The sequence below is a fragment of the Dyella sp. genome (assembly GCF_036746095.1).
Classification (GTDB): Bacteria; Pseudomonadota; Gammaproteobacteria; order Xanthomonadales; family Rhodanobacteraceae; genus Dyella_B.
Map to the genome: position 1 here is coordinate 34,803 of NZ_DAIOEU010000038.1, position 10,642 is coordinate 45,444.

11 protein-coding genes and 1 pseudogene are annotated in these 10,642 nt (G+C 61.3%); all 12 read left to right on the forward strand.

The genetic code is table 11. The features are described 5' to 3' along the window. Positions 1 to 417 precede the first annotated feature (417 nt). Complete coding sequence (gene tal / locus V7M64_RS15025) at positions 418 to 1,491, forward strand: transaldolase (protein ID WP_333680152.1); 1,074 nt, start codon at positions 418 to 420, stop codon at positions 1,489 to 1,491. Beyond that, positions 1,488 to 3,803, forward strand: a complete 2,316-nt coding sequence (gene pgi / locus V7M64_RS15030; protein ID WP_333680153.1) for a glucose-6-phosphate isomerase — start codon at positions 1,488 to 1,490, stop codon at positions 3,801 to 3,803. Before tal ends, pgi begins: the two co-directional genes overlap by 4 nt. Continuing rightward, positions 3,800 to 4,846 (forward strand): phosphogluconate dehydrogenase (NAD(+)-dependent, decarboxylating), encoded by a 1,047-nt coding sequence (gene gnd, locus V7M64_RS15035; protein ID WP_333680154.1) that lies wholly within the window; start codon positions 3,800 to 3,802, stop codon positions 4,844 to 4,846. Before pgi ends, gnd begins: the two co-directional genes overlap by 4 nt. A 5-nt stretch (positions 4,847 to 4,851) precedes the next feature. Continuing rightward, positions 4,852 to 6,288 carry a glucose-6-phosphate dehydrogenase gene (gene zwf / locus V7M64_RS15040; RefSeq protein ID WP_333680155.1) on the forward strand — a complete coding sequence of 479 codons (1,437 nt, stop codon included), beginning with the start codon at positions 4,852 to 4,854 and terminating at the stop codon, positions 6,286 to 6,288. A gap of 49 nt (positions 6,289 to 6,337) precedes the next feature. After that, positions 6,338 to 6,700 carry a 6-carboxytetrahydropterin synthase QueD gene (gene queD, locus V7M64_RS15045; RefSeq protein ID WP_333680156.1) on the forward strand — a complete coding sequence of 121 codons (363 nt, stop codon included), beginning with the start codon at positions 6,338 to 6,340 and terminating at the stop codon, positions 6,698 to 6,700. Between the two features lie 155 nt (positions 6,701 to 6,855). Continuing rightward, a complete protein-coding gene (locus V7M64_RS15050) occupies positions 6,856 to 7,251 on the forward strand; it encodes a phasin family protein (RefSeq protein WP_333680157.1) in 396 nt (131 codons plus the stop codon). A gap of 208 nt (positions 7,252 to 7,459) precedes the next feature. Continuing rightward, positions 7,460 to 7,825 carry a hypothetical protein gene (locus tag V7M64_RS15055; RefSeq protein ID WP_333680158.1) on the forward strand — a complete coding sequence of 122 codons (366 nt, stop codon included), beginning with the start codon at positions 7,460 to 7,462 and terminating at the stop codon, positions 7,823 to 7,825. 3 nt (positions 7,826 to 7,828) lie between these two features. Beyond that, positions 7,829 to 8,629, forward strand: a complete 801-nt coding sequence (atpB, locus tag V7M64_RS15060) for a F0F1 ATP synthase subunit A (protein ID WP_333680160.1) — start codon at positions 7,829 to 7,831, stop codon at positions 8,627 to 8,629. Positions 8,630 to 8,675: 46 nt separating this feature from the next. Continuing rightward, complete coding sequence (gene atpE, locus V7M64_RS15065; protein ID WP_324145793.1) at positions 8,676 to 8,969, forward strand: F0F1 ATP synthase subunit C; 294 nt, start codon at positions 8,676 to 8,678, stop codon at positions 8,967 to 8,969. Between the two features lie 88 nt (positions 8,970 to 9,057). Then, a complete protein-coding gene (locus tag V7M64_RS15070) occupies positions 9,058 to 9,528 on the forward strand; it encodes a F0F1 ATP synthase subunit B (protein WP_333680162.1) in 471 nt (156 codons plus the stop codon). Between the two features lie 3 nt (positions 9,529 to 9,531). Beyond that, positions 9,532 to 10,068 carry a F0F1 ATP synthase subunit delta gene (locus V7M64_RS15075; RefSeq protein ID WP_333680164.1) on the forward strand — a complete coding sequence of 179 codons (537 nt, stop codon included), beginning with the start codon at positions 9,532 to 9,534 and terminating at the stop codon, positions 10,066 to 10,068. A gap of 24 nt (positions 10,069 to 10,092) precedes the next feature. Further along, positions 10,093 to 10,642, forward strand: a pseudogene (locus tag V7M64_RS15080) (F0F1 ATP synthase subunit alpha); the annotation flags it as partial.

Sequence of the window (10,642 nt, forward strand, 5' to 3'; positions counted from 1 at the left end):
CACGTCTATACGTAAGTTGCGACAGCGGCATGCACGATCTTCCGGGATTAATGTCATTTCCAATCTGTGCGTGTTGCATGCCATGTGGCGCTACAGACGACATGGATGGGGGGAGCGTGCGTGGACAGGTGGATTGTGCGCGCTAAAGCGTTTTGCTTGCATGCTTCTGCGAGCGTTTAGCAAGCGACGCAATGCATAGCCATGCAGCGATGGGGGTGGTCTGCTGCTGGCACTAAAGTAAGTCCCCGACGTCACTGCGGCCGGGTACCGGAGCCGCGCCCTACGGGCGTATAGTTCCGATGGTCATCAGACCGTGACATCCGTCTTGCTACCCTGCCAGGTGACGCCGCGGCGGGGTCAAAACTCTGCCGTTGCGGCCGATCGAATACCCGCCTCATTTCACGAAGGAGTACTGCAATGGAACAACCGACCCGCACGCTCCATGGGCTCGGACAGAGTCTGTGGTTGGACAACATCACCCGCGGCATGCTGGGTGACGGCACCTTGCTCGGCTATCGCGAGCAGAAGCACGTGACCGGCCTCACCTCCAACCCGACCATCTTTGCCCAGGCCATCAAGGCTGGCAAAGACTACGATGCATCCATTCGCGGGATCGGCAACACCGATCCGGAGACGGTGTTCTTCGGCTTGGCCATCGATGACCTGCGTCGCGCGGCGGCGATTTTCGAGTCGGTGTACCAGCAGACGCATGGCGTGGACGGCTGGGTATCGCTGGAAGTGTCGCCGCTGCTGGCGGACGACACGCAGCGCACGATCGAGCAGGCGGTAATGCTGCACAAGCAGGCCGCGGTGCATAATCTCTTCATCAAGGTGCCGGGTACGCCGGCTGGTGTGCCGGCGATCGAGGAACTGATTTTCCGCGGCGTGCCGATCAACGTCACGCTGCTGTTCTCGCCCGAGCAATACCAGGCGGCTGCCGAAGCATGGTTGCGCGGCCTGGAACGCCGTCACGCGGCGGGCCTGGACCTGGACATCGCATCGGTCGCCTCGGTGTTCATCAGCCGCTGGGACGTCAAGGTGGCGGACAAGGTGCCGACCGACTTGCACAACAAGCTCGGCTTTGCCGTCTGCGCCCGGATCTATGCGAAGTACCGCGAACTGATCGATTCGCCACGCGTGCAGCGCTTGCAGAACGCCGGCGCGCGTGTGCAGCGCCTGCTGTGGGCCAGTACCGGCACCAAGGATCCCAAGGCGAGCGATGTGATGTACATCGAAAACCTGATCGCGCCGCTCACCGTCAACACCATGCCGGAAAAGACCCTGCTGGCGTTTGCCGATCACGGCAAGGCGGAGCGGCTGATGACGCTGGACGATCCCAGCGCGGCCAGCACGCTGGCGCAGTTCGAAGCGCATGGTATCCAGGTCGAGCCGCTCGCCAAGGTGTTGCAGCAGGAAGGCGCCGATTCCTTCGTGAAGTCCTGGCACGAACTGGTCGATACCGTGAGCGAGCGCATAGGGGCCGTTGCATGAGCGCATTGCGCGAGAAGGCGGCGTGGCAGGCACTCCAAGCACACAGCCAGGAACTGGCAACACAACATCTCCGCGACATGTTCGCAGCCGATCCGGGCCGCGCCGAGCGCTATCGCGCCGAGGCCGCGGGCTGGCGGCTCGACTATGCCCGTCATCGCATCAATGACCAGACGCTTGAGGATCTGTTCGCGCTGGCGCGCGAATGTGGCGTGGAAGCACGCCGCGATGCCATGTTTGCCGGCGAGAAGGTCAATACCACCGAACAGCGTGCTGCCTTGCACGTCGCCTTGCGTGCACCGGCGCGCAAGGTGATCAAGGTCGATGGCGTCAACGTGGTGCCCGAGGTGCATGCGGTGCTCAAGCGCATGCGCGAATTGGCCAGCGCCATTCGCGAAGGAAGCTGGCTGGGGTTTACCGGCCGGCCGATTCGCAACATCGTCAATATCGGCATCGGGGGTTCCGATCTGGGACCGGTGATGGCGTACGAAGCCTTGCGTCACTACACCGATCGCAAGTTGACGGTGCGCTTCGTCTCCAATGTCGACTACACCGATTTTGCCGAAGCGGTGCACGACCTGCGTCCGGACGAAACACTCTTCATCGTCGCGTCCAAGACGTTCACCACGCTGGAAACCATGACCAATGCGCACAGTGCGCGCGATTGGTTAATGAAGGCGGCCCATGGCGACAAGGGCGCGGTGGCAAAGCACTTCGTCGCGCTGTCCACCAACGCAAAGGCCGTGGAAGAGTTCGGCATTTCCACCCAGCAGATGTATGGCTTCTGGGATTGGGTCGGCGGCCGTTATTCGATGGATTCGTCGATCGGCCTGTCCACCATGATCGCCATCGGCCCGGATGCGTTCGCCGACATGCTCGCCGGCTTTCATGCGATGGACGAGCATTTCCGTACCGCGCCACTGGAACGCAATCTGCCGGTGATCATGGGGCTGCTGGGCTTGTGGTACACCGACTTCTTCGACGCGGAAACGCAGGCGGTGCTGCCGTACGAGCAATACCTCAAGCGCTTTCCGGCTTACCTGCAGCAGCTCACGATGGAGTCGAACGGCAAGCACGTCACCATCGATGGCGCGCATGTGGATGTCGCCACCGGCCCGGTGTATTGGGGCGAGCCGGGCACGAACGGGCAGCATTCGTTCTATCAGCTCATCCATCAGGGCACGCGGCTGATTCCTTGCGATTTCGTCGGCTTCGGCCAATCGCTGAATCCGTACGGCCGCCATCATGATTTGCTGCTGGCAAACATGATTGCGCAAGCCGAAGCGCTGGCCATGGGCAAGACGCTGGAGCAGGTGCGGGCGGAAGGCATCGACGAGAGCCTGGCGCCGCATCGCGTCTTCGAAGGCAATCGTCCTTCCAGCCTGCTGCTGGCCGATCGCCTTACGCCGCACGCGCTGGGTGCGCTGGTGGCGCTCTACGAGCACATCGTGTTCACCCAGGCGGCGATCTGGGACATCAATCCATTCGACCAATGGGGTGTGGAGCTCGGCAAGCAGCTTGCGTTGCGCGTGGTGGATGAGATCGAATCGCCGCGTAAGGCGCTCCATCATGACAGCGCCACCAATGCAGCGATTGCCTGGTACCGCAAGGCGCGCCGCAAGACGGAAGAAACCAATGCTGCACCAGCAGTGGCATCCCAACAGAAGGTGCTGGTCATCGATGTCGGAGGCACCCACGTCAAGGCAATGGTGAGCGGTAACAAGCGCGAAGTGGAGATCAAGTCCAGCCGCAAACTCACGCCGGCCGACATGATCAAGCAATTGCGTCCGGCCATGCGCGGCTGGAAATACGATGCGGTGACCATTGGCTATCCCGGTCCGGTCGTGCACGAGCGCATCGCGCGCGAACCCTACAACCTCGGCAAGGGCTGGGTCGGTTTCGATTTCGGCAGCGCGCTTGGCCGTCCGGTGAAGCTGATCAATGACGCTGCCATGCAGGCACTCGGCAGTTACGAAGGGGGCCGTATGCTGTTCCTCGGCTTGGGAACAGGATTGGGTTCGGCCTTCATCGTCGACGGCATTGTCGAGCCGATGGAGCTGGCGCATCTGCCCTACAAGAAAGGCACCTTCGAAGACTACGTCGGTGCGCGTGGCCTGAAGAAGATGGGCAAGAAAAAATGGCACGCACACGTGTTCGACGTGATCGAACAACTGCAGGCCGCGCTGGAGCCCGATTACGTGGTGCTCGGCGGCGGCAACGTGCGTCATCTTGATGAACTCCCTGCCAATGTGCGGCGTGGTGACAACCACAATGCGTTCGCAGGCGGATTCCGTGCATGGGAGAACAGGACATGAGTGCCGGGACAGCACAGAAGTTGCAACTGGGTTTCGTCGGCTTGGGCCGCATGGGCCTGAACATGGTGCGTCGCATGCTGGAGGCGGGCGTCGATTGCGTGGTGTTCGACACGCATGTCGATGCACGCCAGGAAGCGGCCAGCCATGGTGCGACGGCGGCGGCATCGATCCAGGACCTGGTCGCCAAGCTGGACGGACCGCGCGCGGTGTGGCTGATGTTGCCCACCGCCGTGGTGGATGTGGTGCTCGACCAACTCGTGCCCTTACTAAATGCAGGCGACACCGTGATCGATGGCGGCAATTCGCACTACGTGGAAGATTTGCGTCGTGCCGAAGCCCTGGGCAAGCATCAGGTGATGTACGTGGACGTCGGCGTGAGCGGCGGCGTGTGGGGGCGCGAACGCGGCTATTGCCAGATGATCGGCGGCCCCGAACTCGCCTTCAAACGGCTGGAGCCCGCGTTTGCCGCGCTGGCGCCGGGGGTTGATGCCGCGCCGCGCAGCGAGACTCGCAGCGGCGATCCCTCGTCGGCCGAAAAAGGTTATCTCTATTGCGGTCCGAACGGCGCCGGGCACTTCGTCAAGATGGTTCACAACGGCATCGAATACGGCTTGATGGCAGCGTACGCGGAAGGCCTGAATGTGTTGAAGGGCGCCAATGCCGGCAAGCAGAAGCGCACCGCCGACGCGGAAACGGCGCCGCTGGAGCGCCCTGAGCTCTACCAGTACGACTTTCCGATTGCCGACATCACCGAACTGTGGCGCCGCGGCAGCGTGGTCGGTTCATGGCTGCTCGATCTCACCGCCGCGGAAATGGCGCGTGATCCAGAACTGCAGAGTTACGCCGGACGCGTTTCCGATTCCGGCGAAGGGCGCTGGACGGCGCAAGCTGCGATCGATGAAGGCGTGCCGGTGCCGGTGCTGACGGCCGCGTTGTTTGGCCGCTTTACTTCGCAGGGCAACGACCTCTACGCCAACAAAGTCATGTCGGCGATGCGGCATGCCTTTGGCGGACATCAAGAGAAGACCGGCAACAAGGACTGAAAAATATGGCCACGACGCTGGTGATTCTGGGCGCAAGCGGCGATCTCACCAAGCGCTTATTGATGCCGGCGTTGTATCGCCTGCATGCATTGGGTTTGACGCGTGACCTGCGGATCGTGGGTTACGCAAAGGAAGGTTGGAGCCGCGAGCATTTCGAGCGGCATATCCAGAAGGCACTGCAATCCTTTGCGCCGGACTACAAGCCGGCGCAGTGGAATCGCTTTCGCCAGCAGCTCGATTACTTAGGCGGGGAGCTGGACGCTGGACATTTGTCCGCACTGAAGGACAGGTTGAGTCCGGCTACGTTGTTCTACCTGGCGCTGCCGCCGCCGTTGTTCGGCGTGGCCGCTACGGCGCTTGGCCAGGCAGGCTTTGCCAAGGCGCCTCGCAACGGCTGGCGGCGCTTGATCGTCGAGAAGCCGTTCGGTACCGACCTTGCTTCCGCTCAAGCCTTGCGTCAGGCGATGCATGCGCATTGGGAAGAGGAGCAGATCCTGCGCATCGACCATTTCCTGGGCAAGGAAACGACGCAGAACCTGATGGTGTTCCGCTTCGCCAATCGCTTCATCGAGCCGATCTGGAATGCGCAACATATCGCTCAGGTGCAGATCACCTATGCAGAAACGCTGGGCGTGGAAAAGCGTGCGGCCTACTACGACAAGGCCGGTGCGCTGCGCGACATGCTGCAGAACCACTTGATGCAGTTGTTCAGTCTGACGGCGATGGCACCGCTGGCGGAGTGGGATCCGGAAGTACTGCGCAATCACAAGGTCGAGGTGTTGCGCTCGACCGTGCCGATCACGCCGGCCACGGTCGAGGCACACGCCGTGCGCGGGCAATATCGCGCTGGCCAGATCGGGCGCAAGAAAGTTCCGGCTTATCGCAGCGAACCGGACATCGCACGGGGTTCCTGCACGGAAACCTTTGCGGCGCTGCGTTTGGAAATCGACAACTGGCGCTGGCGTGGCGTGCCGTTCTATTTGCGTAGCGGCAAGCGGCTGGCGACCAATTACTCGGAAATCGCCGTGCAATTCCGCGAAGTGCCTGGCGCTTTGCCCAAGGCGGTGCACGCGGGCAACAACTGGATGATCTTCCGCATTCGGCCGACGGAACAGATGGATCTGCTGGTGACGGCCAAGCGGCCGGGCCTCGATCTGGCTGGCCGGCCCGTGGTGCTGACTGCGCCTTACGCCAGTCCGGAAGATCGCGAATTTTCAGCCTACGAACAGTTGCTCACCGACGCCATCGGTGGCGATCGCACGCACTTCTTGCGGTTCGACGAAGTGGAGTGGGCGTGGAAGCTGCTGATGCCTGTGCTCGATGCGTGGCAAAGCGGCCCGCCGGATTTCTACGCGGCCGGTTCCGAAGGTCCGGCGAGCCAGCAGCGCCTGCTTGATCCGGGTCACGTGTGGCGCTCGATTGCACGGAACGGCCAGGTCTAGAAGACGGCGCATGCGAAAGGGTGCATGCGGGAACAGGTAAAATGCTCGCATGCACATCTTCAAAGTTTTCCAGATCGAAGCCGCCCATCGCCTGCCGAATGTGCCCGAGGGGCACAAATGCGCGCGGCTGCATGGCCATTCCTTCCGCATCGAAATCCATGTGCGGGGCGAGCCTGATTCCAAGCTGGGGTGGGTGATGGATTTCGCCGACGTCAAGACCGCCTTTGCGCCGCTTTATGAGCAATTGGACCACCACTATCTCAACGACATCGAAGGCCTCCAGAATCCCACCAGTGAAACGCTGTCGCGCTGGATCTGGCAGCGCCTCGAGCCCACCTTGCCGGGACTGGACAAAGTAGTCGTCCATGAGACGTGCACGTCCGGGGCGAGCTGTTCGCGGGATAGTTTTTGACGCGTCGCAATATTCACGAATCCGTCACTAACCTCGCGCGGGAATTGAAATTTTTGTGACAGCAGAGTCTCTTAACAAAAAACATATTGCAGCGCACAAAATGCTCTGCTAGGCTTTGATCCACACTCCTTAATCCCCCCGCGAGGGACAAAGCCATGACACAGCAACTGAACACCCAGATTTTCGCTTATGCCAAGCAGCTGTCCGACAACGCCTTCAAGGCTCATGCCCTGGCCATCAAGGGTTTGGAGCAGGTTGCAGAACTGCAGCTCGCCGCGTTGGAAAAGCAGGCGCAGGTGACGGCTGACTTCATTGCACAGGCAGTTGAAGTGCGCGACATCGACGCGCTGCGCGGCCTGTGGGAAAAAGGCGCCTCGTTGAGCCGTGAGCAGGCCGAGAGCGCGGTGTCCGTCACCAAGGAAGTGGTCGCTGTGGCCCAGAAGACGGCCGAATCGCTCAATGCCCTGGTCCAGGAACAGCAGAAGGCCGCCAACGAGGCCGTAGCCGCTCCGGTCGCCGCGATCAAGAAAGCCGCGGCTGCCGCCAAGTAATTCTCTCCGGCATAGCGCAGCTCCCCTTGCGGTATGCCCTCGGGGCCGGACGTATCGCGTCCGGCCCTTCTCTTGTCTGCAGCGTCCCCGAGACCACGTGTCGCACGAACTCGTCTTGCTGGCTCAAAAGCTGCGCTGATATACTTTTTTAGATTGGATCGTGACCCGTGGCGGGTTTGATTGCCTAGCGACACCGCGGGAACCTCACGTGCTCAACAGTCTTGCTTCTGGCCGACGTCTTGCCCTGCGATTGCTGCTATGGCAGCTAGTCGTTGCGGTCATCGTGGGCCTCGTTTTCGCGGCGCAGGGGCGCCGGGAGGCGATAGCGGCGGCGGCTGGGGCAGTGATCGTGGCGGCAGGTACTGCGCTGCTTTCACTGAGGGTTTTCAGCCAGGTGAGCGGCGCCGGTATGGCGCTTGGGCGTCTGCTGACGGGCATGATCCTGAAATGGATGGTGATCATCGGGGGGATGATCGCGATCATGTTTCAATGGAAATTGCCGCCGCTGGCTGCCATTACGGGGCTGGCGGCTGCGTACGCGGTTAATCTGCTGGCATTCAGATTTAAGGGTTAAGAGATGGCAAGCGAGCCGCAGGGCGGTCTTACCGAATACATCCAGCACCATTTGACGCACCTGAATTTCCAGGTCAGCCCAAATGGGTTTTGGTCGTTCCATCTCGACTCCGTATCGGTGTCGTTGGTCCTTGGCATCATCTTCTGTTTGTGGTTCTGGCTATACGCGCGCAAAGCCACCGCAGGGGTGCCGGGCAAAGGCCAGGCGTTTCTTGAAATCGTGCTTGAGTTCGTGGACGGCCAGGTCAAGGACGTCTTCCATGGTGACCGCCGCTTTCTCGGCCCGTTGGCTCTGACGGTCTTCATCTGGGTATTCCTGATGAATGCCATGGATCTGTTGCCGGTCGACCTGCTTCCCTGGATCACCGAAAAGTTCGGTGTTAGCCATTTCCGCGCCGTGCCGACCGCCGACGTCAATATGACATTCGCGATGTCCCTCACCGTGCTGCTGTTGGTGATTTTCTACAGCTTCAAGGCCAAGGGCTTTGGCGGCTACATGCACGAACTGTTTACGGCGCCCTTCGGCAAGTGGTTCGCGCCCTTCAACTTCGCGCTGAATCTGGTCGAGCTGGCGTCCAAGCCGGTTAGCCTGGCCATGCGACTGTTCGGCAACATGTACGCAGGCGAGCTGGTGTTCATGCTGATCGCCGGCCTGTTCAGCGCAGGCAGCTGGCTGCTCTTCGGCATGGGCATCATCGGCTACACGGTGTGGGGCATCTTCCACATCCTGATCATTTCGATTCAGGCCTTCATTTTCATGGTGCTCACCATCGTGTATATCTCGATGGCTCACGATCACCATTGATTTCGTTCACCTTCGTTAGAACTACTGCTTTCTTTTTCTTGAGGAGATCATCGTGGAACTAGTTGCTCACATTGCTCAGGTCCAGGGCTTCACCGCCATCGCTCTTGGCTTGATCATCGGTTTCGGCGCACTGGGCGCTTGTATCGGTATCGGCATCATGGGTTCGAAGTTCCTCGAAGCCGCCGCTCGCCAGCCTGAGCTTGTCCCGCTGCTGCAAGGCCGCATGTTCCTGCTGGCTGGTCTGATCGACGCGGCGTTCCTGATCGGCGTGGCGTTGGCGATGTACTTCGCCGTGGCGAACCCGCTTCTTTCGAAGCTGGCTGTTGCCGCAGGCCACTAAGCCGCGTGGAGCCTGGCGCTGCACACGCGGCGCCAGGATCCTCAGGGTGTTGAGCCCATAACACTACGTAGGTACAGGTAACGCAGCGATGGAATTCAATGCCACTCTGATCGGCGAAATGATCGCCTTCGCCATTCTGATCTGGTTCTGCGTGCACTTCATTTGGCCCCATATCACCAAGGCCATCGAAGAGCGCCAGCTGAAGATCGCCGAAGGCCTCAATGCGGCCGAGCGCGCGCATGCCGAATTGCGGGAAGCCGACAACAAGGCGGCCGGCGAGATCAAGCAGGCTCGCCAGCAGGCGAGCGAGATCATCGATCGCGCGCAGCAACAGGCCAACCAGATTCTGGACAAGGCCCGTGCCGATGCCGTGGCGGAAATCAACCGTCTGAAGGCAGCCGCGCAGGACGAGATCGCCTCGATGGCGCAGCGTGCACGTGAAGATCTGCGCGAGCGCGTCGGTGCACTTGCCGTGCAGGGTGCCTCGAAGATCGTGCAGCGTGAGATCGACGCGACGACGCACAAGGCGTTGCTCGACCAGCTTGCCACCGAGATCTGATCGATGGCAGCCCAGTCGATTACCCTCGCCCGTCCCTATGCCCGCGCCGCCTTCGAGTTGGCGCGGGCCGAGGGCACTCTCGGCGTCTGGTCGCAAGCGTTGGCATTTGCCGCGCAGGTGGCCCAGGACGCGCGCGTGGCTGCGCTCACCAATGACCCGCGGATGCAGCCGTCACAGCTCGTCGCACTGCATCTGCCCGAGGGCACGCAAGCGGATAACGCCTTCGGCAAGTTCCTTACCGAACTGGCCGAGCGGCATCGCTTGTCACTGCTGCCGGAAGTGGCCGCTCTGTATGAAACCTACAAGCGCGAATCCGAGTCGCAACTGCTGGTGAAAGTAACCAGCGCGATGGCGCTGGATGCCGCACAGGCCGAGCAGATCAAGGCCTCGCTCAAGCGCCGCTTCAAGCGCGAGATTGAACTGGAAACCCAGGTCGATCCTTCGCTGCTGGCGGGCGTGGTGATCGATACCGGCAGTGAAGTGATCGACGGCTCCGCCCGCGGTCGCCTGCAGCGCCTGGCCAGCGCGCTTACAAATTAAGCATACATATTTAGGATCACGACCATGTCCAGCACCACTCTCAATCCGTCCGAGATCAGCGAACTGATCAAGAACCGCATCGAGCAGTTCAAGCTCGGCGCGGAAGCCCGCAACGAGGGCACGATCATCAGCGTGTCCGACGGCATCGTGCGCATCCACGGTCTGGCCGACGTGATGCAGGGCGAAATGATCGAACTGCCAGGCAACGCGTTTGCACTGGCGCTGAACCTGGAGCGCGACTCCGTCGGCGCCGTGGTGCTGGGCGAATACCAGCATCTGCGCGAAGGCGACGTCGCCAAGACCACTGGTCGCATTCTCGAAGTGCCGACGGGTCCGGAACTGCTTGGCCGCGTGGTAGACGCGCTGGGCCATCCGATCGACGGCAAGGGGCCGATCAATGCCAAGACCAGCTCAGCGATCGAAAAGGTTGCGCCGGGCGTGGTGTGGCGTAAGTCGGTCGATCAGCCGGTGCAGACCGGCTACAAGTCGGTGGACTCGATGATCCCGATCGGCCGTGGTCAGCGCGAGCTGATCATCGGCGACCGCCAGACCGGCAAGACCGCGCTGGCCATCG